Raw genomic sequence first — 23806 nt, forward strand, 5'->3', positions numbered from 1 at the left:
TCCGAAATACAAAAAATCAACTTCTTTTGTTGAATTTTTCTACATTGTTGGCTTTTTTGCAAAAGCCGAGGTACACCGGATAGGCAGATGCCGCATAGGATGCAGGAGGAAAAACGCCTAATGCGCGATGAAGGAGATGGAAGGATCGTATGACTCATGAAAATAACAATGAAGTGTCCGCGCAGCCTCAGCTGGCTCGGGCTCATACCGTGAAGAACGGCTGCGGCTGCGGCGGGGAACGTGCGCTGCTGCCGATTCCCGGCGTTGTGCCGGTGCCATTCATTGCGGGCCCTGGCGTGCCGGGACCTTTGGTACCCGGGCCTTGGGGACCGGGATTAGCGCCATGGGGAATCGGGCCTTGGGGGACTGGGCCCTGGGGACATGGACATTGGGGACCAGGCGGGCCTCATGGACACGGACATTGGGGACCAGGCGGGCAGCATGGACATGGACATTGGGGACATGGCGGGCAGCATGGACATGGACCAGAGGGGCAGCATGGACACGGAATGGGCGATCAGCATGGTCACAGGCCATTTGAGCTGAGCGACTTCCGCCAGCCTTCGCAGCAGCCGGGACAATACGGCTCAGGACAATATGGTTCAGGAATGCATGGCAGTGGTCAGCATGGCTCCGGACACCACGGCTCCGGCATGCATGGCACGGAGCATCATGGCTCCGAACATCACAGCTCCGGTATGCATGGCACGGAGCATCATGGCTCCGAACATCACGGCTCCGGTATGTATGGCACGGAGCATCATGGCTCCGAACATCACGGCTCCGGTATGCATAGCACGGAGCATCATGGTTACGGGCACCACGGTTCCGGTATGCATGGCACGGAGCATCATGGTTACGGGCACCATGGTTACGGGCACCATGGTTACGGACACCATGGTTACGGTATGCATGGTTACGGTATGCATGGTTACGGACAACACGGGCAGCATGGCACAGGGTATCACCCAGGTCCGCTCTATCAACCGCATCCTTATGGGCCATGGTCTGGCCTGGGTCCTTGGGGAGGACCGTACGTGCAGCCGCTTCCTGTTCCTGTAACTCCGATGCATCCGGGAAGATAGCGCCGGGCAAGAGAGCAAAGTAATTGTTTATCGAGTCTCCCCATCCAGCCGTCCGACACAGTTACGGTAAATATTGTGCACAGGCGGGAAGATTTCATCACAAAAAAACGCCGAGAGCTCCATGGCTCTCGGCGTTGCTATTATTTGCGGATCGCTTTTCCTTTGCCGGACAGCAGCTTAAGCTGATCGTTCTCGTATCCGACCTTATAAGTCACCTGGTAGATGCTAAGCACGTTTTCACTGTTTTTGCGTTCATCGACCGACAATACCGCGGTCACCGTCGCCTCGTCGCCGCTGCTGGACACATGCAGGTTGTCGATCACGACATTGCGCGTCGTCAAGTAACCCTCGCGGAACTTGATGTAGCTTGTGCCTTCCTTCCAATTGCCGCCGAGCAAGGAATAAGCATACACATAGTCGCGGCTGTTCAAGCTGTCATAGAAATGCCTGACCAGATAATCGGACAGCTGGTCCAGCGTCGCCTCCTGCTGATGATCTTCCCGGTCCTCCGCCAGCGACAAATTCGGCAGCATCTTCATGGGCTCCCTGGACCAGCCCTCCACCATAGCCAGCACATTCGAGATCGGTATGCTGAAGCCGATTGTCCCTTCTTCCAGACCCGCTGAATTGATGCCCAGCACGGCGCCGGTCTTCATATCGACGAGCGGACCGCCGCTATTGCCGGGCGCAATTGACGCTGAGATCTGGTACAGATCCTTGTACGTATAAGGATCAATATGAAAGCTGCGTCCGACCCCGCTAATAATGCCGGTCGTCACTGTATTCTGAAAGCCGAGCGGACTGCCGACAGCCAGAACATCGTCGCCCACCTCTCCCCGCTCATACTTGACCAGCGAAAGAGGCTCCATGCCAGCCAAATCCGGTACGCGTACAACAGCAATATCCGTATCCGTGCTGATCCCGATTACCTCTCCGTCAAGCTCGCGGGCATCCGAGGTTTTCACCCTGACATGCCGCACGCCCGATACGACGTGGGCATTCGTGATAAGGTCGCCTTCATGATTGTAGAGGAAGCCCGACCCTTGCGAGCCCGTATCGGTCTCAATCATAACAACGAGCTTCTGCGTCTCGAAGATCACGTCCTTCAGCAGCTTCTTCACTTCGCCTACAGCGAGAAGCGGAGCGCCCTCCAGCTGCTTCGGCATCTCTGCCTTGACGGCGTATCCGGCCGCTGTGCCCGCGCCTATGATCAGTAAGGAGCCCAGAATGCCGATCCATATGCGTTTGTTCATTCTGCCACTCCCCCTTTAATCCAGATACCACTCCGCATTATCCACCACGACAGTCGTTTCTTCTGAGTAGATGCCGTAGACCGTCGTCGTGAACGTCATCTGCTCTCCGGGTTCAATATATTCCGGCGTGACGGTCGCTTTGCCGCGGCTAAGCACCGCTCCGTCCTTCGATTGGACAATGACCTCGACCACAACGGAATAAATCGCCCTTGTCGCGATGTTCTTGAGCGTTCCTTCGATCGTCAGATCGCCGAATTCATCCAGCGTTTTCTCGACGCCGACGACTTCGACGGCTGATGTGCGGTTGATCAGATCCTCTTCCGCCGCCCGCTGCATCGCCTGCTCAATCCGCTGCTGCTCCAGCCGTTCATACCGGCTTTGCTCTTCCTTGATTTTGTTAAGCAGCGCAAGCAGCTCCTTGTCCTCCCGGACCCATGCCAGAGAGCGGTTCACAGCGGCTGTCGCCCCGGTGAAGTTTTTGCGGGCAAGCAGCTGCTCCACCTCTCTTGCGGTAATATCCTGAATAGAGACTATAATGTCCCCGCGCAGCTCGGCAGCTTCTTCGCCGATTAATCCGTTCACGACGTTCAGCATCTCTCCCAGCTCTTTCACCGTGGTGAGCGTCTCGTATTCCTTCGTAAGCTTCAGAAGCGTGAGCTTCATGTTCAGCTCGTCCAGGCTGTCCCGAAGCTTATCGTAGATCGGCTCCTTGTGGCCGCCGAATTCGGTCTTCAGCCGGTTCAGGCCCGATTCTGCTTCATCGATCATGCCGATGGACAGACTCGTATCGATCTGGCCCGTCATCCGCTCAAGCTCCATGACATGCTGAATAATCTCAATATCCGCGGTTAGCGACTTAAAGCGGGGGCGGGCTTCAAGAGCATCCTCCAGCTTCTCCAGCGCTACTATGTATTCTCCGCTCAGGGCAGCGGTTTTCGCTTCCGACTGCAGCCGCAGCACCGTCTCATTAACGCCCTTTTCATATTGATAGTACATCACGACAGCTATCGCGACGACGAAGGCAAGCCCCGCAAGCGCAAGCGGAAGCTGCCAGCCCAATCCAGGCTTGTACATCGCCTCGGCAGGAGCCGCACGTCCGTCAAAGGCAGGTCCTCCTGCAAGCTCTATCGACGCCGCTCCTTCGGAACGCGCCTCTTCCCAGCCGGCTGATTCTATAATTCTATGGGAATGCAGCCTTCTTCCGCATTGACTGCAATATCTGGCATTCTCCGCATAGCTTCTTACGCAATGATGGCAATACACCTGCGTTCAACTCCCAGCCTATCTATCTTCTCTCTATGAATCCAAACTCTATTTTATAACAAATAGTAAATAATCTCCATTTTAAAATAGTGGAAGATACAAAACAAACGCCGCCCCGATCAGGAGACCGAGGACGGCGCCTCTATGGTTAGCCCTGGCTTATTCCGCCAAGACGCTCTAGCATATATTTTCTCACATCCTGCGCAAGATCTGCACGCTCTAGAGCGAAATCGATCGTCGCCTGCACGAATCCGAGCTTGTCGCCTACGTCATGACGGCGCCCTCCGAAGCGGAAGGCATTCAGCCCAAGCTGGCGATTGATCTCCTGCAAGCTGTCCGTTAATTGAATCTCCCCCGCCTTGCCCGGCTTCGCCTGCTCCAGCAGTCTGAAGATTGCGGGATGCAGCACGTAACGCCCTACAACCGCATAATTGGACGGCGCAAGGCCTGGCGCCGGCTTCTCTACGATATTCCGCACGGGTACAAAAAGATCCGATCCTTGGTCTATATCCACTATGCCGTATTTGTGAGTCTGATCCCACGGCACTTCCATAACAGCCACGACCGATGTCTGAGTCTGCTCATACGCATCCATCATTTCCTTCAGACATGGCTTATCGGCAGTTAGTATATCATCTCCAAGCAGAACTGCGAACGGCTCGTCTCCGATAAAGCGCCGGGCGCACAGCACGGCATGCCCAAGCCCTAGCGGCTCCTTCTGCCGCACGTAATAGATATCCGCCAATTGAGAGATTTCCCTGACGACGGACAGCATCTCTTCATTATGTCTTGCCTCAAGCTCCGCCTCCAGCTCAACCGACTTGTCGAAGTGGTCCTCAATGGCTCGCTTATGTCTGCCGCTTATAATGACGATGCTCTCAATGCCGGAATCCACGGCTTCCTCTACGATATACTGAATAGCCGGCTTGTCGATAAGAGGCAGCATCTCCTTAGGCTGCGCCTTAGTCGCGGGAAGAAACCTCGTGCCAAGTCCGCCTGCGGGAATGACCGCCTTCCTGATTTTGTTCGCCATTGCTACGTATGCCCCTCTCTCTTCGCTTAAGGAGTCGCACCTTTCATCTATCATATCATTATCGGGGGCCAGGGGCTAATGGAAGACGCCTATCTTATAGAATAGAGGCCGCTAATTCCGCATCTGCCGACTCTATGATGAAGGTTGGGTGAACTGTATTGACATTCGTTACAGTTTGTTATAGCTTTGAATTATACAATTCCATTCGTATTGGGGGATTAACCTATGCATAAAACAATCATTATCGGAACCGGCCCTGCCGGATTGACAGCCGCGATCTACCTCGCCCGCGCCAATATGGAGCCGCTTGTCATTGAAGGCTGGCAGCCCGGCGGACAGCTGACGACAACGACGGAGGTTGAGAACTTCCCCGGCTTCCCGGAAGGCATTCTGGGCAGCGAGCTGATGTCGAATATGCGCAAGCAAGCGCAGCGCTTCGGCGCAACCTTCAAGACGGGCTCCGTGAAGAGCGTAGATTTCAGCAAGCGCCCTTATACGCTTGAGGTTGAAGGTCTTGGCCAGCTGCAGGCGGAATCCATCATTATTTCAACTGGCGCGTCGGCCAAATATTTGGGCATCCCGGGCGAGCAAGACAACTTGGGACGCGGCGTAAGCACTTGCGCAACATGCGACGGCTTCTTCTTCCGCGGCAAGAAGCTGATTGTCATCGGCGGCGGCGATTCCGCGATGGAGGAAGCCAGCTTCTTGACCCGCTTCGCAACGGATGTGCGCCTCGTTCATCGCCGCGAGGAGCTGCGCGCTTCGAAGATCATGCAGGACCGCGCCCGCGACAACGAGAAGGTCTCCTGGAGCCTGAACCGCACTCCGCTTGAAGTCGTCGGCGGCGAGATCGGCCTGAAAGGGCTGCGCGTCCTGAACAACGAGACCGGCGAAGAAGAGCTGCTGGAAGCGGACGGCGTGTTCGTCGCGATCGGCCATACGCCGAATACCGGCTTCCTCGGCGGCCAGATTACGACTGATGAGCAAGGTTACATCATCGTCAAGCCTGGCACGACTGAGACGAACATTCCCGGCGTATTCGCGTGCGGCGACGTCCAAGACAAGATCTACCGCCAAGCGATTACCGCAGCCGGCAGCGGCTGTATGGCGGCGCTGGATGCAGAGCGCTATCTGGAATCGCTGGCTCATGACACGGTAAATGCTTAACTTTTTTCGCGCTGGCTACTGGCGTAAAATGTACAATTAATGTATAATTATTCACGTTGAGAGTTAAAAATATAAAGGCACTGCTACCGCATACCTATTGTTCGATATACGCTTCGCGAGAGCGGCGCTGAACATTACTAGGAAAAGGTACAACCTCGGCTGAGCAAGCAGAGGTTGTGCCTTTTTTCGTTTTTACCAACTATTTCGGAAGGGGAAATTCATCATGTTATTGGAAGCTATCTATCATCGTCCCAAGCAAAACTGGGCATACGCCTACGACGGACAAACCATCCATCTTCGCGTTCGTGCGAAGCGCGGCGACGTCAGCCGTGTGGAGGCTATCGTCGGCGACAAGTACGCCTGGAACCAGACTGTCATCTCTGTAGATATGCGCCTGCTCAGCTCCGACGAGCGATTCGACTATTGGGAGACATCCGTCAAGCCTCCGTTCCGCCGTCTGCGCTACGCCTTCCGCTTCCATAGCGGCGAAGAGACGGTCATCATGACCGAAAAGGAATTCGTGCGCGAGCTTCCTGACAATCCGAATACCTTCTTTGACTTCCCCTTCATCAATCCGGTAGATGTATTCGAGCCGCCGGCTTGGGTGAAGGATGCGGTGTTCTATCAAATCTTCCCGGAGCGCTTCGCGAACGGCGATCCGTCGCTTGACCCGGACAACGTCGAGCCATGGGGCGGCAAGCCGACGCCAAGCAACTTCTTTGGAGGAGACCTGCAAGGCGTTATCGATCATCTGGACCACCTGAGCAGCCTTGGCATCAATGCGATCTACTTCACGCCGCTGTTCGAAGCGACTACAAATCACAAGTATGATACGCAAGATTATTTGAAGGTCGATCCGCATTTCGGCAGCAATGAAAAGTTGAAGGAGCTCGTTGACGCTTGTCACAAGCGCGGCATCCGCGTGCTTCTCGATGCTGTGTTCAATCATTCCGGCCGAACGTTCGCTCCGTTCGTGGACGCGCAGAAGAACGGCCAAAGCTCCAAATATGCCGACTGGTTCCACGTTAGGGAATGGCCGCTTCAAGTTATAGACGGCGTGCCAAGCTATGATACGTTCGCGTTCGAGCCGCTTATGCCGAAGCTCAATACGGAGAATCCGGAAGTGAAAGCTTACCTCTTCGAGGTAGCCCGTTACTGGATCGAAGAAATCGGCATCGACGGCTGGCGCCTGGACGTTGCCAATGAAGTCGACCACCAGTTCTGGCGCGAGTTCCGCCAAGTCGTCAAGTCCGTCAATCCGGAGGCGTATATTCTCGGTGAGATCTGGCACGACTCCATGGCGTGGCTGCAAGGCGACCAATTCGACGCCGTCATGAACTATCCGTTCACGAATGCCGTGCTGGACTTCTTTGCTTACGGCACGATCGACGCTTCCGCTTTCGCTCAGGCTATCGGCACCCAACTCGCTGCTTATCCGCAGCAAGTCAACGAAGCGGCGTTCAATCTGCTGGACAGCCACGATACGCCGAGATTGCTGACCATCTGCGAGGACAATATCGACAAGCTGAAGCTGGCTGCCCTGTTCCAGTTCACTTACCCTGGCACGCCTTGCCTCTACTACGGCGATGAAGTTGGCCTGAACGGCGGCGCCGACCCTGGCTGCCGCAAGTGCATGGTATGGGAGGAGGAAGCCCAGGATCAGGACTTGCTGCGCTTCTATCAAGATACAATCAGCTTGCGCCACAGCCATGAAGCGCTTCGCACGACTGACCTGGCCTTCGCTTATGCAGGCCAGGAAGACGGGCTGCTCGCTTACGAGCGCCGCTCGGATGGCGAGCGTATCCTTATTGCGCTGAACGCGCGCGAAGATGAGGCAACGCTCGAGCTGTCTATCCCGTCTGCCGTGCAGGCTGACGCTCTGCCGCATGCCATTCCGTTCCGCGGCTTTGCCGCAGCTGCGGAAGCGGCTGCCGACGCTGCTACTGCGGCTGTTCAAGAGACTGCCGCTGCGCAACAAGCGGCCCCTCCTGCAAGCTTAGGCTCCTCCAAGTGGACCGTGCTGCATTCCAATGCGGATACATTCACAGCAGGCTCCGAGCTTGCGACAGGCAAAGACGGGCAGCTTCAATTGCCGCTTGGCGGCTACGGCTTTGTTGTTCTGAAGCAAGTATAGATGCTTTGCCAAAAAAGCCGTCTTGTCATAGACAGACAAGACGGCTTTATGCCATAATCAACTTAAACGTTTAAGTTAGCGATTGGAGTTACTGCCATGAACAAATCCAGCGACAAGAAAGCTACGATGAAGGATATCGCCAAGGCGGCACAAGTATCGGTCGCCACCGTCAGCTACGTCCTGAACAACGTAACGGGCCAGACGATTCCCGAGGAGACCAGGCAGCGTGTGCTGGATACGGCATGCGAATTGAATTATGTGCCGAATCTCGCTGCCCGCTCCCTTATTAAGCGGCAATCCGGCCTTGCCGGCATTCTCGTCAACCACCGTCAGGATGAGCAATGGTGGGAGCGTGCCTCCTATGCGCCAATCATCGATGCGATGGAACGGGAGCTGACCTTGCTCGGCTTTCATGTCATCCTGTCCAGTCTGGATGCCGAGGCCCCGAATATGGACATTATTGCGGAACGAAAGCTGGACGCCGTCTTTGTGCTGGGTGCGGTGCAGGATACCTTTCATCAAATCTCCCGCCACTTCCGTGTTCCGCTGATTGCCATCGACAGCCATATCGAGGATCCGCTCTTCTATCGCGTGAATTATGATTATGAACGCGCGGCGCTAGCGGCCGCTGAGCAAAGCAGCAAGCCTTGCAGCTTCCTTATTGCTGACCGGAATGCCAGGAGCGAAGCCCTTCAGCTGCAGACTCTTCTCTCCCTGCCCGTGAGCCAAGTACTGGTGCTAGAGAGGGAAGAACAGCTTCAGCCTTTTCTTGCCGGACAGACGGGTGAAGGCATCATCATCAATGAATATATCGGCCTGATTGCCTCCAGATGGATGGATCCTTCGCGCTATACCGTTCTATGTACGGCAGGCATGCCGGAATTGCTCCGTCCGCTTCCCCGCGTTTCCTCTATTGTGTTCGAGGATGGGAAGCATCTTGCGGCGGTTGAGCTGATGCAGTCCCTGCGGAACGACAGCTATTCCGGCCCGCCTAATAAAAGCATCCTAATAAACCCGCAGGCCCGATCCAATAGGGGGCCTGCATTCAATTAGCTTGGCAGCAATTGTACCCCGCCAGGCGTCACCTCTACCTTCATGCAGAGCAGCTTTCTCTGCATATTTCTTTAGCGACTTAAACGTTTAAGTTGCGCACCGTTAGGCATTATTTTCCGCAGACCTATAACCACAAGGAGGAATTAACATGGCTGAATTCGCAAGAAGCATGCCTGAGCACCGTCCCCTTCAACCTGCGCCGAAGGAAGCAGGCCTCTGGCGCAATCGCACTTTCCGGACGGTATTCGCCAGCTACAGTCTGTCGCTGCTCGGCAATACCTTTCACAGCATTGCGCTGAACCTGTGGGTGCTCCAGACGACGGGCAGCGCTAAGCTGATGTCGCTAGTTCTCATTACGCATTTGGTCATTAGCATGCTCTTCGGCTCCATCGCCGGTACGGTGGCCGACCGCGTCAATCGCCGCCAGCTTATGATTGCCGCCGACTTGTTCCGCTTTCTCATCGTGGGAGGAATCGCGCTGTGCATGGCGCTGCCCGATACTCCGTTCTTTCTCATTCTGGCGCTGACCGCCATCGTCGCTCTGGCCGGCGCATTCCGGGGTCCTGCCTTCCAGGCCTCCCTAATCGAGATAGTCGGCAAATCCGGCGTATCCGGGGCGGTGGCTGCCATTAGCGTCTCAGACAATCTGATCCGCATTGCAGGATATGCCGCTGGCGGCACCGCAGTAGCCCTGTTCGGAGGCGTCTTTGCCGTGGCGCTCGATGCGTCTACCTTCCTCGTGTCCGGGATGCTGCTCCTGTTCGCAGGGCGATTCCCATATGCAGCACCAGAGCGGCAAGAGAGGGAGAAAACCTCGTTCCGGGCCGACTTCGCCGAAGGCTTCCGTGTCGTCTGGAACAATCGTTTTGTCCGCGGAGCCGTCATGCTGCTGCCGCTGGTCATGTTCTTCTTTTTATCGACGTTTATGCTGATTCAAGTCATGGCCGTGCAAGTATGGCAAGCATCGCCGCTCATATTCGGGCTGCTTGAGGCCTGCATTCCGCTTGGCTACGTCGTCGGCTCAATCATCATTATGAGATTCGACAATCGTCTACGCCATCGCGGCAAGCTCGCTCTAATCAGCATTGTACTTATGGGGCCGCTCTTTACCGCCATATCGTTCATCGGCTCCGCCGCTCCGGCGCTGCCCTTGATCGGCTTAGTCGGCGTGCTGTTCTCCTTCAGCACAACGATTCTGTTCATCTTGATCAGAGTCGCCGTGGCCCCCTCCCTGCAAGGCCGCGTATTCGGCCTGCTCGGCACGCTGACGAGCGTCGCTCCGCCTGTCGGGCTTGCCGTATTCTCCGCATTGTCCGACCAATTCGGACCTGCTGTTATTATGACTTACAGCGGCATAGCCATGCTGATTGCAGGGACTGCCGCCTTTATCGGGCTGCGCTCCATGCGGGAGTACAACTAGCTTTAACTAGGGCTAAAGCGGGTTATGGGTGTACGCTGCGGCTCCATGATCAGGAGCGATTCAAGAATTACGAGCAACGGCCGCAGCTATCTGTAAGCTGCTAGAACAAAAGAGCATTCCCGCTTAATCGGGAATGCTCTTCTTTATTTCAATATGGCTGTGCTGTAAGGAGGCAGCGTCAGTGCCGTGCCATCAAGCTTCGCATCGACTGCGGTGCTGCGGGCAAGCTGCGTGAATGCTCCATACGATTCCGATGGAGCCAGCTCTGCCGCCTGCGTCTCGCCCGACAGATTGTGAACGACGAGCACCCGCTCCGCCTTCGTCACGCGGACGAAGGCGCTCAGCTTGCCGCCTGCCGTGTCAAGCTTATACTCTCCAATCGTGCCGTCGCGAAGGGCCGCCTCTTCATTCCGCCAGCCGATCAGCGTCCGGTAATGTTCCAGAAGCGAGCCGTCCTGCCCAAGCTGGGCCTCGACAGATCCTTCGCCCGCTTCCTTATTATGCTTGGATGCAATCCAGGTTGTCTGCCCTTCTCCGCCTGCCGGACTGCGATGCCACAGCATCGGCTCGCGGATATATTCATCCGGCTTCACGCCTTGCATGCCGATCTCTTCTCCGTAATAGAGATATGGCGTTCCAGGCAGCGTAAGCAGCAGAGCCGCCGCCATCTTCGCATGATCGGTAATGCCGCGAAGCTCGCTCATGACGCGATTCTGGTCATGATTGCTCAGGAACGGCGCATCGACGAATGTGCCGCCCGAAGACTTCTCATAGACTTTGTATGCGCGCTCCAGCGAGAAGGCAAGGTCAGGGTCGCTTTCATTCCTTGCCGCCCCGATCAACTTGTCGGCCAGATCGAAGTGGAAGGCGGAATCCAGCGCCTGATCGAAGTATGGCGCGATAATCGCAAGCGAATCCCACACCTCACCGATCAAGTAAGCATCCGGGTTCACTTCGTTCATGCCCGCCCGGAATTCCTGCCACCACTTCTTGTTGGCCGCCTGCACCCCCGGAGAGCCCGCCGTCGACTTAAAGTCGCCGTAGATATGCTTGGCCGCATCCAGCCGGAAGCCGTCAAGCCCTTGCTTCAGCCAATACTGTCCGATCTTGATCATCTCTTCGCGTACCTTCGGCTCATCGAAGTTCAGATCCGGCATGCCGCCCCAGAAGATGCCCAGATAACGCAAGCTGCCGTAGCTGTGCCAAGGATTGCCGTCCACCGCGCCGTCCGTCTGCAGCTTGTCGCCAGCTTCAGCGAACGAATACCAGCCCCGATACGGGCTATTCGCATCCGCAAGCGCCTCCTTGAACCAAGGATGCTCGCTGCTCGTGTGATTCACGACAAGGTCCATAATGACCTTAATATCCCGCTTATGAGCCTCGTCAAGCAGCCGCAACAGATCGTCCAGCTTGCCGTATTCCGGGTTAATCGCATAATAGTCGGTTACATCATAGCCATGGTAGCTAGGCGACTCGTTGATCGGCATCAGCCAGATGCCTCCGATGCCCAGCTCCTTCAAGTAATCAAGCTTTGCCGTCACGCCGTTCAAGTCTCCGATTCCGTCTCCGTCCGTATCATAGAATGACCGGACGAAGATTTCATAGTAGACGCGCGACGGCTGCTCATCGACATCATAGCTTGCCGGCGCTGCCGACGGCGGCTTATTGTCATTGGAAGGCGGATTCGGCGATTCGCCCGAATTAGCATTGTTAGGGCTTGCACAGCCTGTCAGAAGCGCCGTGACAAGCAGAATGAGAAGACTTGCGGTCTGAAGCTTTCTCCCATGATGCTTCATTCGATTATCCCTTCGATGCGCCGGAAGTCAGGCCCTGCACCAGGAAGCGCTGCAGGAAGACGAACAGCAGCGTAATCGGAATGGCGATCAGCACGGCGCCGGCTGCGAACAGCGTGAAGTTGCTGTTTTGATACGAGTTGACCAGATCCCACATGCCTACAGCCAGCGTCCAGTTCTCCTTGCTCCGCAAGACAAGACGGGCGAAGATAAAGTCTACCCATGCGCCAGTGAACGTCGTCAGCGCGACATACGTCAGCATCGGCTTCGACAGCGGAAGCATGATTTTCAGGAATACTTGCAGATGCGTCGCTCCGTCAATGCGTGCAGCTTCATCAAGGCTGCGCGGAATGGTGTCGTAGAAGCCTTTCACCACAAAGCCGCCAAGAACGGATCCTGCCGAGTACACGAGAATAAGCGCCGCATGCGTATCTAGCAGGTTCAATTGCAGCAATACGATAAAGATCGCGATCATGCTCATGAAGCCCGGGAACATGCCAAGAATTAGCATCATCGTGAGCGACGTCTTTCTTCCGCGGAAGCGGAATCTGGACAATGCGTACATCGACAGCGTCACCAGAATCGTCGAGAAGATCATCGACAGCGTGGCGATTTTCAGCGTGTTGAGATACCACACGCCGTATTTGAAGCTTTGATTCGTGAACAGTTCTTTATAATGATCCAGCGTAAAACGCTCCGGTATGAACGTCGGGCTGAACAAGCTTGTTCCGGGTCGCAGCGAGGAGAGCAAGACCCATACAGCCGGGTACAATGCGCAGACCGCAATCAAGCTGAGAATGATATAGCTTACGGTCAGACGTAGCGTAGATGCAGATTTCTGTCCCATTTTCATTGGATCATGTCCTCCTCTTTGTACGATTTCGTACGGCGATAGCTCCAGATCGACAGCGATGCGATAAGCAGGAAGATAATAATGCCGATCGCCGCAGACATATTGAACTGGCTATTGTTCAGCGTCAGCTTATAGAGCCACGTGACGAGCAAGTCGGTGCTGCCGGCAAACTGATAGTCGCCCTTGACCGGATCGCCGTTCGTAAGCAGGAAGATAACGTTGAAGTTATTGATATTGCCTGCGAATTGCGTGATCAGAATCGGAGCCGTAGAGAATAGAATGAACGGCAGCGTAATAATTCTGAACTTCTGGAAGTTCGTCGCGCCGTCTACGTCGGCCGCTTCGTACAGATCCTTCGGAATCGCCGTCAGGATACCCATTATAAGCACCATCGACACCGGGATGCCGACCCACATGTTAACCATGATAACCGTTACCTTCGCCCAGAACGGATCGGTCAGCCATGGCAGCTTGCCAAGTCCGAAGTAGCTCAGGTATTGGTTGATCGGGCCGAATTGCCCGTTGAACAGGTTGCGCATAACCAGCAAAGAGATCAGCTGTGGAATGGCATAAGGCAGAATGAAAATCGTGCGCCACATTTTTTTGAAGCGAACGCCTTTGGATTCAACCAGCAATGCGACAAGGATGCCGCCAAAATATGTTGTAACCGTTGCGATAACCGCCCAGATAATCGTCCATGAGAATACGCCGAAAAACGTTTTGCTCCATGTTTTGAGCGTTAGCAGGTTTTTGAATGTGTCAAAGCCTACCCAGTCCACCAAGGATTTCGGCGGAATATGATTAGGCGACGCATAGTTGGTGAACGCTAGCAGGATCATGAAGATGATCGGCATGATCGTGAAGAACAGCACGCCGATTACAGGGATGGAGAGCATAAGATACGGGAATTTCTTGTCCATCATATGCGCCCATGATTGCTTGATATTCGCAGGCTTCTCCCCGTTGTCCCTCAGCATTCCCGTACGATATGCGTCGCGAATATTCATAATGTAGATGATGAGGAAAATAAATAGAGCGAAAATTGTAATTAGACCGCTAATTAATAAGTAGATGGAATGGTCGCCTTCCACCCGGACCATAACCTTGCCGACCTTTTGCAAACCTTGCGTTTTCTCGCCGAGGGTCCAGACCCCCCAAATTGCTTTGCCTAGATTAGGAATAAAGTAGAATAGAGCTGCCGCTTCGACAGCTATTAATAACAAGCCTTTTACAATCTGGCGGTTATACAGTTGGCCGAGTCCCATAAAGAGAACTGACAAAGTAGCCGCAATGCCGCGATGACGATTCATACCGCCTGGCTCCCTTCCTTTCATGTAGACATCGGTTCACCCGCCGAATGGATCGACGGGTGAACGCGATGCTTCATTTGTCTTATTGAGCTGCCGCGCCATTGTTGGCGTCTTTGATTTGCTGCACAGCGTTGTCAAGTGCGTCCTTCGCGTTCTTGCCGGAGTTCCACACATCGGAGAACGCCGCCGCGATCGGGCTCCATACATTGCCCATCTCAGGGATGGAAGGCATTGGAGTGGATTGCTCGAACTGCTGCAGGAAGCCTTTTACGATTTCATCGCTTTGTACGCTTGGATCAGCAGCCGCATCTTTGTTAGCTGGAAGTGCGCCAGTAATTTCGAAGTCCTTCAGCTGGGCTTCTTTCGTCGATGCGTAGCGAGCGAACAGGCGCGCTGCGTTCGGATATTCAGAGAAGCTATTGACATACCATGCCTTGATGCCGGAGAAGGAAGATGCCGGCTGGCCATTGATGCTAGGCAGCGGAGCTACGCCGAAGTCGATGCCGGCATCTTTGTATTCCTTGATTGTCCAAGGACCGTTAATGTCCAATGCCAGTGTGCCGCCCATGAACAGGCCTTTTTTGATGTCGTATGTGACATCGCCGGAGTTCATTGGAAGAATATTTTTCAGGGAACCGTAGAACTCAAGGCCTTTAACTGCGCCTTCGTTGTTCAGACCGATGTCGTCTTTGTTTTGGCCGTTGTCGCCGTATACATAGCCGCCTGTCGAGATGAACGGGTAGTTGAAGTAGAAGTTGCCTACTTCCCACATCAGAGCGAATTTGTTTGCTTTTGGATCATTGTATGTTTTTGCGAATTCTACAACTTCTTCAAATGTTTTTGGCGCTTCAGGGATCAGCGCTTTGTTGTAGAACAATGCGTATGTCTCAACGGAACGCGGGTATCCGTACAACACGCCGTCATAGGATACAGCGTTGATTGCCAGCTCGGAGTTCTCAGCACGGGATTGCTCCTCATAGAAGTCGTTTGGCAATACCAGGCCGGCCGATACCGCTTTGCCCAGGTTGTCATGAGGGAACAGGACTACGTCAGCGCCAAGGCCTGCAGGACCGTCGGAGATCAGCTTGCCGACTTGATCGGCAGCGCCAAGCTCTTCGAACTTCACTTCAATGCCGTATTTCTCAGTAAATTCTTTTGCGATTGCTTCAACGAATGGACGCTCTTCTTTGGATTCCCATACCAGCAGCTTCGCGCCTGGCTCCGGAGTAATCTCTTCTCCGTCTTCTTCGCCGCCTGCGTTATTCGAAGGTGTGTTTGTAGCCGTGTTGCCCGGAGTGTTCGTGCTTGTGTTGCCCTCATTGCCTCCTTTATTCCCATTGCCGCATGCAGCAACGACGAACAAAGCAACGATCAGCGTCATGACAAACCATTTTTTCATTCTAATGATCCCCTTCCCAAATATGTGGATATGATCGAATGAATTCGCTTTCTCTTTGTTACGGCTTCAAACGTTCATACCCATAAAATGCGATATTTCCCTGCATCTTATGCGATTCGTCATGCTGTTCAGCCTGAGAGGCGCCGCGGTGCGGCAATGCCGGCCTTCTCTGCTGCGTGCAACATGCGCAAACGTTTGTACACTTTTCTCAAAAAATGGCGAGTTTCAATGCTCTTTAGGATTGAAATCGCTTATTTTTCGAAAATGGGACTTTTGAAAGCGTTCTATTCGTGTATTCAATATACTACATGCCATGTCATTTGTTAAAACGTTTGCACAGTTCATTTTAATTCAACTTCACGGGGAACGCTTTGTTTTTCTCACTATTTCTCTCACTAGCTCAGTTTTTCGTCATTTGTTAAAGCAGTCGCCAAGATATATATTTACATATGAGCAAAAGTTGCATTAGGATGAACATAATATTCATTATTAGCGCAGTCAATTAAGGTTGCTCGAGTGGGGGCTCGCACGATGGTTACAATTAAAGACATAGCGAAGGCCGCGGGAGTATCGCCTTCCACGGTGTCGAGGGTGGTCTCGAACCATCCGCGAATCAGTAAAGCTACATCTGCTAAAGTTAAAAAAATTATGGATGAGATGGGCTACCATCCGAATCTGATGGCAAAAAGCCTGGTGTCCAAAACGACACGTACGCTTGCGATCATGCTGCCGCGTCCGGCCGAGGAGCTGTTCCAGGACTTCTTCTTCGGGGAGCTTTTGCGCGGTATACTGACGCAGTCCACAAGAGCGGGATATGACATGCTGCTTGCAGCCGCCACTTCTCCGCAGGATGAGAACGAAACGATCTCCCGTCTTGTTCTTGGCCGCAGAGTCGATGGCGTTATTTTGTTATCCGCCAGAACGAATGACCCGCTCATCGATATATTGAACAACCATAACTTCCCTACTGTCCTGATCGGGCGTTCGGAAGGCCATCAGAATATTCTGTCTGTGGACAATGACAATGAACAAGCAGCCTACGATGCGACCCAACATATGATTATCCAAGGCCATGAGCGTATCGGCTTCGTCAGCGGACCGCCGAATTTGACGGTATCCCATGACCGGATGTCCGGCTACCGGAGAGCGATGCGCGAGGCGGGGCTGACCATGCGCTCCGAATGGATCGTGGAAGGCGAGTTCCTGCAGCAGAGCGGGTACCGCGCCATGTCCTTCATGATGAGCTTGCCGGAGCGTCCAAGCGGACTTGTCGTCATCGACGATGTCGTCGGCTTCGGCGTGCTTAGAGGGCTTAATGAGCTTGGCTACACCGTTCCGGATGACATCAGCCTCGTCAGCTTTAACAATATCGCATTATCCGAGCTTGCCACGCCGCCGATCAGCTCCATTGACATCGGCACCTATCAATTGGGATACACGGCCTCCCAACTGCTTATCCGCCGTATCATGGACGAAAATATTCATCAACCTCGCATGATCATTCCGCACAGGCTGATCGTACGCGATTCCTCCATACAAGCCGTAAACAAAAGGAGCTAAATTTATGACTAACAACAAGCCATATTTGGTAGACGCCATTATCGGCAATTCCTCTTTCCTGGCCTCGCTGGGCCGCACCGGACGCATGTACCGGCTGTGGTGGCCGAATATCGACACGCCCCAGCATGTCGATGCCATGCGCACCGGACTGCAAGTCGAAGGTAAAGCGCTCACATGGTTCGACGGCGAGCAAGACGGCTGGCAGCATGAAGCCGCCTATGTCAAGCGGAGCAATGTGCTTCGTGTAGACGCCCGTTCTTCTGAAGGGCCGATTTCAGTAGACAGCCTGCACTTTGCCGTGCCGGAGAGCAATGTTATCGTGCGCCAATACACTTTCAAAAACGACAGCAACGCGGCGCAAAGCTTCCGCTTCCTGCTCCACTCCTGCTTCCAGATCAGCGAGAACGGACTGTACAACACAACGATGTTCCAGCCTTCCGCCGATGCCTTGATCCATTTCCGCAACGGATACTTTTTTGCGCTTTCAAGTGCAAACGTATGCGCAAAGTTCCAGGCGGGACTATCCTGGGAAGCGGTGCAAAATGGCGAGCTGAACGGCAATATGATCGATATGCGTCCTGACGGCGCCATGTCCTGGGATATACAGAATTTGCAGCCGGGAGCGAGTGTAACGATTCCCCTCTACATCGCTGCTGGACACAACGAAGAGCAGGCGTTGGAGGAGCTCTCTGCAGCAAAAGGAAAAACGAGCGAAGAGCTTGCCCGCCTTACCAATGCATACTGGAACGCATATGTGGATGCTGCTGCGCCTTGCCCGATCGAAGGCGAGGATGTGAAAGAGCTGTACGAGCGCTCCGTCCTGATGTTCAAGCTGATGTCCGATGAGAAAACAGGCAGCATCATCGCCGCTCCCGAGTTTGACGAGAACTTCTCGCGCTGCGGCGGCTATTCCTTCTGCTGGGGCCGGGACGCTGCCTTCATTACGACCGCGCTTGACAAAGCCGGCCTGAACGAGCTGTCCGACCGCTTCTACGCTTGGACGCTGACCGCCCAATCTCCTGACGGCTCCTGGCAGCAGCGCCATTATCACGATGGCGGGCTTGCACCTTCCTGGGGCTTGCAGATCGACGAAGGCTCCTCCATTCTATGGGGCATGTGGGAGCATTATCTGGAAAAGCAGGACATGGCATTCGCGAGTCAGGTATGGCCTGCTGTCGAGAGAGGCGCAGGGTTCCTGATGACTTTCATTGATTCGGAGAGCGGCTTGCCGAAGCCGAGCATCGATCTATGGGAAGAGCGCGAGGCATCCCATACGTACTCCTCTGCGGCTGTATACGGCGGCCTGACGTCTGCAGCAAGCTTCGCTGAGCTGCTGGGCCATGGAGCGCTTGCGAAGGACTGGAGAAGCGCTGCAGCCCGTATTGCAGCCGTGATTATGAACGAGTGCTGGAACGAGGAAGGCAGCAGCTTCTACCGCGGCCTGAACCTGAAAGTGGGCAAGGACAAATACGACGCTGCAATCTCTGCAGGTCTCGCAGGCCATACCGAGCAGCTAGACAAAGGCTACGAGAAGCATGTGCTGAAGCACGATCCGATCGTCGATATCAGCTTGCTCGGCATCTCGGTGCCATTCGGCGCGGTAGCGCCTGAGCATGAGCGCATGCGCCGCACGGCCGACACGATCGAAGCGGCCCTGACGGTGCCAGGCGTAGGGGGCATCAAGCGCTACGAGGATGACATCTACATCGGCGGCAATCCGTGGATTCTGACAACGCTGTGGCTCGCTCACTATCGCGTAGCGACAGGCGACCTCGCCGCTGCCCGCAAGCTGCTTGACTGGGCGATGGCTCATCGCACCGAGACAGGCTTGCTGCCGGAGCAAGTCGACAAAGTGACAGGCGAGACAGCATGGGTTGTCCCGCTGACATGGTCGCATGCCATGTTCGTGCTCACCATCTTCATGCTCGCTGAAGCGGAAGAAAAAGCTGCGGTCGCAGCTTCGAACTAATTGGATAGCGGGGGCAAGCCGGTGTGGCCGGCTTGCTCCCGCTATTTGTATTTTGAAGCGGTGCAGAGGGTTGTAGGGCGGTATTAGCGTCTTTGCGCATATTCGCATTTGCTGTTCATATCCGTTGTGATGCGATGCGTAAACTGCGTTGTCTTGGGATAAGGTTAGCAATTTAACCTATTCTAGTTAGCCGTCATTTTTATTGTGTAACCAATCATGAGCAAGCAGTAAGCCTTAAAAAACGGGCTTTGAGCTTGAAAAGCCGCTCCCGCACGGGCTGTAACCCGTAAAATCCGGCTTACAGCTTGAAAAGCGGCTCCCATGCGGGTTGTATGCCGTAAAACTCGGCTTACAGCTTGAAAAGCCCCTCCCGCATGGGCTGTATGCCGAAAAACTCGGCTTACAGCTTGAAAAGCCGCTCCCGCGCAGGCTGTAACCCGTAAAACTCGGCTTACAGCTTAAAAAGCTGCAGCGGCGCGATCATATCCATATATGATCAAATAGCCCCCCAGTAAGCCCCCACTTCATGAGCACGCTACCAATCATACGCACCTTCTTTTTGAAAAATTGCGAATGGCACGCTCACGACGAAGCCTCTCCATATACACGTTCAATTTCTTTAGAAGTCCGCAGCCATTCGCGCAGCGTAATGCTCCCTACTCGATCTTCTCCACTCTACTTAGCCATCCATCCGAATGTCCTTTTACTCGCTAACGCTCACCGCCACTGCCGTCTGTAACAGCCCCTGCGCCCGCCGTTTCAAACCTCCTCAATTCGGGTAATCAATAAAAGCGCAATTACCTATTATCATCTACAAAATGAGTATGAAAAAGAGTTTTCGCTCATCCTTGACAAATGACTATTACTTTGTAATAATTATAAACAAGGAATTGATCTAATTCATATTCATTCCCTCATATTCATTCCCAATCGCCGTATTCCCCTCCTCGTTTTGGCACAAACTAGCGGGAGATCGGAACACGATACGACGACTTGCTAAGCTGAATGAATCCGCCAATCTACTATTGAAATTCAACTTTCGAAAGGATGATGATCATGCATAATGTACAACAACATCTGAACCGTCAAATCGCCAACTGGAGCGTGCTTTATATCAAGCTCCACAACTACCATTGGTACGTCAAAGGCTCGCAGTTTTTTACGCTGCATGAAAAGTTCCAGGAATTCTACGAAGAAGCAGCGCTTCACGTCGATGAAATTGCAGAACGTCTCCTTGCGGTAAAAGGCCAGCCAATCGCCAAAATGAGCGACTATCTGGAAGAGTCCAGCATCAAGGAAGCGAACGGCAACGAGACTGCCGTAGAGATGGTCGACCAGTTGATTCATGACTTCACCGTCATTATCGAAGAGCTGAAGCAAGGCATGGAAGTCGCCCAGCAATCAGGCGACGAGACGACAGCCGATATGCTGCTCGCTATTCATACGTCCCTGGAGAAGCACGTCTGGATGCTGAGCGCATTCAACGGCAGATAACACCTGCTGGAGCACATTCCCTTAACCAACTATTCATGACAAAAGAGCGGACCAGTCACACTGGCCCGCTTTTTTCATTTGTTGCAGAAACGGCTATATCCGCACAAATAAAGGCCGGTCAATATATCGACCGGCCTTAATTCTTATCTGCGTTGGACAGCTGCTAAATTCAGCCTTACCGCATCGCAATACGGCATTCGCCAAGCTTCTCTCCAGCCCACACCGCTTCCAGCACATCGCCGTCATGCAGCGCCGCTACGCCCGCAGGAGTGCCGGTATAGATCAAATCTCCAGCGCCAAGCCCGTAATGCTCCTCGATATAGCGCACTAGCTCCGAAATGCCGAACAGCATATCCTTGGAGCAGCCGACCTGCGCATCTTCACCGTTGCGCACCAGCTTGAACGTGCTCTCTGCCAGCGCCGCCTCGCCCGGATATGGAATCCAGCGACCGAGCGGCGCTGAGTTTTTGAAGCCTTTGGCCGCTAGCCAAGGCTGGCCCTTTGCCTTAAGCTTGGACTGCACGTCGCGCAGCGTCATATCCAGCCCAAGGGTCATTGCATCGAAGCACTCGCCCTCGGCCGCTCCAGGACGATATGAATCGCTAACGCGCAGCACGATCTCCAGCTCGAAGTGCACCTCGCCGACATGTGCCGGCAATGCGATTTCATTGCCATCCATAGCCGCTGCCGCGTGTGAAGGCTTCGTGAATACGAGGGGCTCCGATGGCACCTCGTTGCCTAATTCAAGCGCATGCAGCCGGTAATTCCGGCCGATGCAGTAGATGTTCCGAATGCTAGTATTGTCTGCCATGTCCATATGACCACCTTGTCGTTCTTTATTGTTGTGTGACTTGATCCATGTACGTTAAGCAATTGGAGCAGTTCGAGCAATTTGGGCAGATTGACGAACGAGAGAGCCCCGCCTCGCCTTGTCTAGCCGCGCTTCTGAGCCTCAATCTTCTCGGCTAGCTCGTTCAGCTCGGTCCAGCGCTCCATCAGCGCCTCCAGCTTTTCTTCCGCTTGCTGCTGCTGCGCCATCAGCTCCTGCAGCTTGGCTGAATCGCTGCTGGCCGCTTCCATCGCCGCAGCAATCCGTGTCAGCTCACCCTCGGCCTCTTCGATCCAGCCGTCTATTGCCTCGAAGTCCTTCTGCTCCTTATACGACATCTTGAGCGCGCGCTCCCTTGCCTGCTGGCTTGGCGCTGCAGCCCCGCTGCCCGCCACAGTGCTCTTGCCGGCTCCACTCTTATCCGCCGCCGCAGGCTCCGTCTGCTCGCGCTTCTCCGCACCGGACTGATAGTCCGAATAATTGCCTGTATGATGCGTAATTACGCCGTTCTCAAAAGCAATGATTTTCTCAACCGTACGATCCAGGAAATAGCGGTCATGGGAGACGACAAATACAACGCCTGGGAAGTCGTCCAAATAATCCTCCAGCACCGTAAGTGTGGCAATGTCCAGATCGTTCGTCGGCTCGTCGAGCAGCAGCACGTTCGGCGCGCTCATCAGGACACGAAGCAATTGGAGTCTGCGCTTCTCCCCGCCGGACAGCTTCGCAATCGGCGTCCACTGCATTGTCGGCGAGAACAGGAAGCGCTCCAGCATTTGTCCCGCGGAAATCGCCGTTCCGTCCGCCGTCTTCACCTGCTCGGCCTCTTCACGGATATATTCGATAACCCGCAGCGACTCATCCATCTCCTCGCGCTCCTGCGAGAACCATCCCAGCTTGACCGTCGGGCCAATATCAACCGTGCCGGAATCCGGCTCTAGCTTGCCCGCGATCAGCCTCAGCAGCGTCGACTTGCCGCTGCCGTTCCGTCCAACAATTCCGACCCGGTCCTCAGGCACCGCGATATAGCTGAAGCCGCGAATAAGCGTACGGTCGCCGTAGCTCTTCGAGATGTCCTCGATCTCGACGATTTTTTTGCCCAGCCGCGAGGAAGCGACGGAGAGGTCCAGCTTGCCGTCGGCCGCCTTCGGCCCGGCTGCCTTAAGCGCCTCGAAGCGGTCGATGCGCGCCTTCTGCTTCGTCGTCCGCGCTTTTGCGCCGCGGCGGATCCAGGCCAGCTCGTTGCGCAGCAGATTCTGCCGCTTCGCCTCGGATGCGGCCTCGCGCTCCTCCCGCTCCAGCTTCAGCTCCAGGAAGCGGCTGTAATTCGCTTGATAGAAGTGAGCCTCCCCGCGGTCAAGCTCAATGACTCTGTTGCTGACCCGGTCGAGGAAATACCGGTCATGCGTAATCATCAGCAGCGCTCCTCTGCGCTTCTGGAGCATTCCCTCCAGCCAAGCGACGGAGTCATTGTCGATATGGTTCGTCGGCTCATCCAGAATCAGCACATCGGACGGAAGCAGCAAGGCCGCCGCCATCGCAACCCGCTTCCGCTGGCCGCCGGACAACGTCTCGACCTTGGCGTCATATTGCTGGATGCCAAGCTTCGAAAGCGCAGTCTTCGCTTCATTCTCAAGCTGCCATGCGTCCAGCTCATCCATACGCTGGTTCGCGGCAATCAGCGCGGCCTGATGCTCCTCGCTCTCCGGATGAAGCGTGATCGCCTCCATCGCAGCGGCATAGCCTTGAACCGCCTTGAGCTGGGGCGAATCGCCGCCTAGCACATGCTCCAGCGCCGTCTCGCCAGGCTGGAAGACGGGATCCTGCGCCAGCATCCGCACAACCACCCGGTTGCCGACGGAGATCGAGCCGGAATCGGCTTGCTCGACGCCCGCCACTACTTTCAGAAACGTCGATTTCCCTGTTCCGTTGACGCCGATGATGCCAACCTTGTCGCCATCCTCCACGCCGAACGTAACATCCTTGAACAGCACTTTCTCGCCATAAGTCTTCGTTATATGTTCAACCGATAATAAATGCATGTCGCTACCCTACTTTGTCACATGATAGAGCCGCAAGAAACGGCTATTTGTATCATAGCACAGATCGACTTTCCTCCGCACCGAATATGACGTCAAGCCCTTAAAGGCAGACCTTCTTCAGCCTCCAAAAAAAGGCCATCCCCCAGGAA

Annotated in this window: 17 protein-coding genes; 8 read left to right on the top strand and 9 right to left on the bottom strand. The window is 54.5% G+C overall.

Annotation, left to right across the window (positions count from 1 at the left end):
- The first annotated feature begins 149 nt into the window (after nucleotides 1–149).
- Nucleotides 150–1085, top strand: coding sequence for a hypothetical protein (locus tag D3P09_RS28300; protein ID WP_165867375.1), 936 nt, complete (start codon nucleotides 150–152; stop codon nucleotides 1083–1085).
- 140 nt (nucleotides 1086–1225) lie between these two features.
- On the opposite strand, the gene D3P09_RS09780 is transcribed toward D3P09_RS28300, so the two are convergent.
- The 3 genes from D3P09_RS09780 to galU all read right to left on the bottom strand — a co-directional run bounded on the left by D3P09_RS09780 (nucleotide 1226) and on the right by galU (nucleotide 4634).
- Nucleotides 1226–2338, bottom strand: coding sequence for a S1C family serine protease (locus tag D3P09_RS09780; RefSeq protein ID WP_120109371.1), 1113 nt, complete (start codon nucleotides 2336–2338; stop codon nucleotides 1226–1228).
- Between the two features lie 15 nt (nucleotides 2339–2353).
- The gene (locus tag D3P09_RS09785; protein WP_120109372.1) at nucleotides 2354–3601 is read right to left on the bottom strand and encodes an FxLYD domain-containing protein; all 1248 of its coding nucleotides are present in this window, start codon (nucleotides 3599–3601) and stop codon (nucleotides 2354–2356) included.
- A 148-nt stretch (nucleotides 3602–3749) separates the two neighbouring features.
- The gene (gene galU, locus D3P09_RS09790; RefSeq protein WP_120109374.1) at nucleotides 3750–4634 is read right to left on the bottom strand and encodes a UTP--glucose-1-phosphate uridylyltransferase GalU; all 885 of its coding nucleotides are present in this window, start codon (nucleotides 4632–4634) and stop codon (nucleotides 3750–3752) included.
- Nucleotides 4635–4859: 225 nt separating this feature from the next.
- Here galU and trxB point away from each other — a divergent pair, with 225 nt between their 5' ends.
- The 4 genes from trxB (at nucleotide 4860) to D3P09_RS09810 (ending at nucleotide 10408) form a co-directional block, all read left to right on the top strand.
- Nucleotides 4860–5801, top strand: a complete 942-nt coding sequence (gene trxB, locus D3P09_RS09795) for a thioredoxin-disulfide reductase (RefSeq protein ID WP_120109376.1) — start codon at nucleotides 4860–4862, stop codon at nucleotides 5799–5801.
- Between the two features lie 223 nt (nucleotides 5802–6024).
- Entirely contained in the window at nucleotides 6025–7935 is a 1911-nt protein-coding gene (locus D3P09_RS09800) for a glycoside hydrolase family 13 protein (protein WP_120109377.1), read from the top strand.
- Nucleotides 7936–8031: 96 nt separating this feature from the next.
- Entirely contained in the window at nucleotides 8032–8988 is a 957-nt protein-coding gene (locus tag D3P09_RS09805; protein ID WP_120109379.1) for a LacI family DNA-binding transcriptional regulator, read from the top strand.
- Between the two features lie 148 nt (nucleotides 8989–9136).
- A complete protein-coding gene (locus D3P09_RS09810; RefSeq protein ID WP_243644043.1) occupies nucleotides 9137–10408 on the top strand; it encodes an MFS transporter in 1272 nt (423 codons plus the stop codon).
- Between the two features lie 143 nt (nucleotides 10409–10551).
- Here the strand turns inward: D3P09_RS09810 and D3P09_RS09815 are convergent, their stop codons facing one another.
- The 4 genes from D3P09_RS09815 to D3P09_RS09830 all read right to left on the bottom strand — a co-directional run bounded on the left by D3P09_RS09815 (nucleotide 10552) and on the right by D3P09_RS09830 (nucleotide 15763).
- The gene (locus tag D3P09_RS09815) at nucleotides 10552–12204 is read right to left on the bottom strand and encodes an alpha-amylase family glycosyl hydrolase (protein ID WP_120109380.1); all 1653 of its coding nucleotides are present in this window, start codon (nucleotides 12202–12204) and stop codon (nucleotides 10552–10554) included.
- A 4-nt stretch (nucleotides 12205–12208) separates the two neighbouring features.
- Nucleotides 12209–13054: a sugar ABC transporter permease gene (locus D3P09_RS09820; protein WP_424452247.1), complete on the bottom strand. Its 846-nt coding sequence runs from the start codon at nucleotides 13052–13054 to the stop codon at nucleotides 12209–12211.
- Entirely contained in the window at nucleotides 13051–14364 is a 1314-nt protein-coding gene (locus D3P09_RS09825) for a carbohydrate ABC transporter permease (protein WP_120109382.1), read from the bottom strand. Before D3P09_RS09825 ends, D3P09_RS09820 begins: the two co-directional genes overlap by 4 nt.
- An 82-nt stretch (nucleotides 14365–14446) precedes the next feature.
- Entirely contained in the window at nucleotides 14447–15763 is a 1317-nt protein-coding gene (locus tag D3P09_RS09830; protein WP_120109383.1) for a sugar ABC transporter substrate-binding protein, read from the bottom strand.
- Nucleotides 15764–16294: 531 nt separating this feature from the next.
- Between D3P09_RS09830 and D3P09_RS09835 the strand changes: the two genes are divergently transcribed.
- From D3P09_RS09835 to D3P09_RS09845, 3 genes are all read left to right on the top strand, one after another.
- Nucleotides 16295–17323 carry a LacI family DNA-binding transcriptional regulator gene (locus tag D3P09_RS09835; RefSeq protein WP_120109385.1) on the top strand — a complete coding sequence of 343 codons (1029 nt, stop codon included), beginning with the start codon at nucleotides 16295–16297 and terminating at the stop codon, nucleotides 17321–17323.
- Between the two features lie 4 nt (nucleotides 17324–17327).
- On the top strand, nucleotides 17328–19292 hold the full coding sequence (locus tag D3P09_RS09840) for a glycoside hydrolase family 15 protein (protein ID WP_120109386.1): 1965 nt from the start codon (nucleotides 17328–17330) through the stop codon (nucleotides 19290–19292).
- A gap of 1047 nt (nucleotides 19293–20339) precedes the next feature.
- Nucleotides 20340–20786, top strand: a complete 447-nt coding sequence (locus D3P09_RS09845) for a Dps family protein (protein ID WP_120109388.1) — start codon at nucleotides 20340–20342, stop codon at nucleotides 20784–20786.
- 175 nt (nucleotides 20787–20961) lie between these two features.
- On the opposite strand, the gene D3P09_RS09850 is transcribed toward D3P09_RS09845, so the two are convergent.
- Complete coding sequence (locus tag D3P09_RS09850; protein ID WP_120109389.1) at nucleotides 20962–21597, bottom strand: fumarylacetoacetate hydrolase family protein; 636 nt, start codon at nucleotides 21595–21597, stop codon at nucleotides 20962–20964.
- 122 nt (nucleotides 21598–21719) lie between these two features.
- A complete protein-coding gene (locus D3P09_RS09855) occupies nucleotides 21720–23657 on the bottom strand; it encodes an ABC-F family ATP-binding cassette domain-containing protein (RefSeq protein ID WP_120109391.1) in 1938 nt (645 codons plus the stop codon).
- Nucleotides 23658–23806: the final 149 nt, after the last annotated feature.

It is taken from the genome of Paenibacillus pinisoli (assembly GCF_003605435.1).
In the GTDB taxonomy this organism is placed as follows: domain Bacteria; phylum Bacillota; class Bacilli; order Paenibacillales; family Paenibacillaceae; genus Pristimantibacillus; species Pristimantibacillus pinisoli.

Coding starts and splice junctions, on each gene's coding strand:
- D3P09_RS09850 (WP_120109389.1), bottom strand. CDS start 21,597: ATGGCAGACAATACTAGCATTCGGAACATCTACTGCATCGGCCGGAAT.
- trxB (WP_120109376.1), top strand. CDS start 4,860: ATGCATAAAACAATCATTATCGGAACCGGCCCTGCCGGATTGACAGCC.
- D3P09_RS09840 (WP_120109386.1), top strand. CDS start 17,328: ATGACTAACAACAAGCCATATTTGGTAGACGCCATTATCGGCAATTCC.
- D3P09_RS09780 (WP_120109371.1), bottom strand. CDS start 2,338: ATGAACAAACGCATATGGATCGGCATTCTGGGCTCCTTACTGATCATA.
- D3P09_RS09810 (WP_243644043.1), top strand. CDS start 9,137: ATGGCTGAATTCGCAAGAAGCATGCCTGAGCACCGTCCCCTTCAACCT.
- D3P09_RS09820 (WP_424452247.1), bottom strand. CDS start 13,054: ATGAAAATGGGACAGAAATCTGCATCTACGCTACGTCTGACCGTAAGC.
- D3P09_RS09830 (WP_120109383.1), bottom strand. CDS start 15,763: ATGAAAAAATGGTTTGTCATGACGCTGATCGTTGCTTTGTTCGTCGTT.
- D3P09_RS09805 (WP_120109379.1), top strand. CDS start 8,032: ATGAACAAATCCAGCGACAAGAAAGCTACGATGAAGGATATCGCCAAG.
- D3P09_RS28300 (WP_165867375.1), top strand. CDS start 150: ATGACTCATGAAAATAACAATGAAGTGTCCGCGCAGCCTCAGCTGGCT.
- D3P09_RS09845 (WP_120109388.1), top strand. CDS start 20,340: ATGATGATCATGCATAATGTACAACAACATCTGAACCGTCAAATCGCC.
- D3P09_RS09800 (WP_120109377.1), top strand. CDS start 6,025: ATGTTATTGGAAGCTATCTATCATCGTCCCAAGCAAAACTGGGCATAC.
- galU (WP_120109374.1), bottom strand. CDS start 4,634: ATGGCGAACAAAATCAGGAAGGCGGTCATTCCCGCAGGCGGACTTGGC.
- D3P09_RS09815 (WP_120109380.1), bottom strand. CDS start 12,204: ATGAAGCATCATGGGAGAAAGCTTCAGACCGCAAGTCTTCTCATTCTG.
- D3P09_RS09825 (WP_120109382.1), bottom strand. CDS start 14,364: ATGAATCGTCATCGCGGCATTGCGGCTACTTTGTCAGTTCTCTTTATG.
- D3P09_RS09855 (WP_120109391.1), bottom strand. CDS start 23,657: ATGCATTTATTATCGGTTGAACATATAACGAAGACTTATGGCGAGAAA.
- D3P09_RS09835 (WP_120109385.1), top strand. CDS start 16,295: ATGGTTACAATTAAAGACATAGCGAAGGCCGCGGGAGTATCGCCTTCC.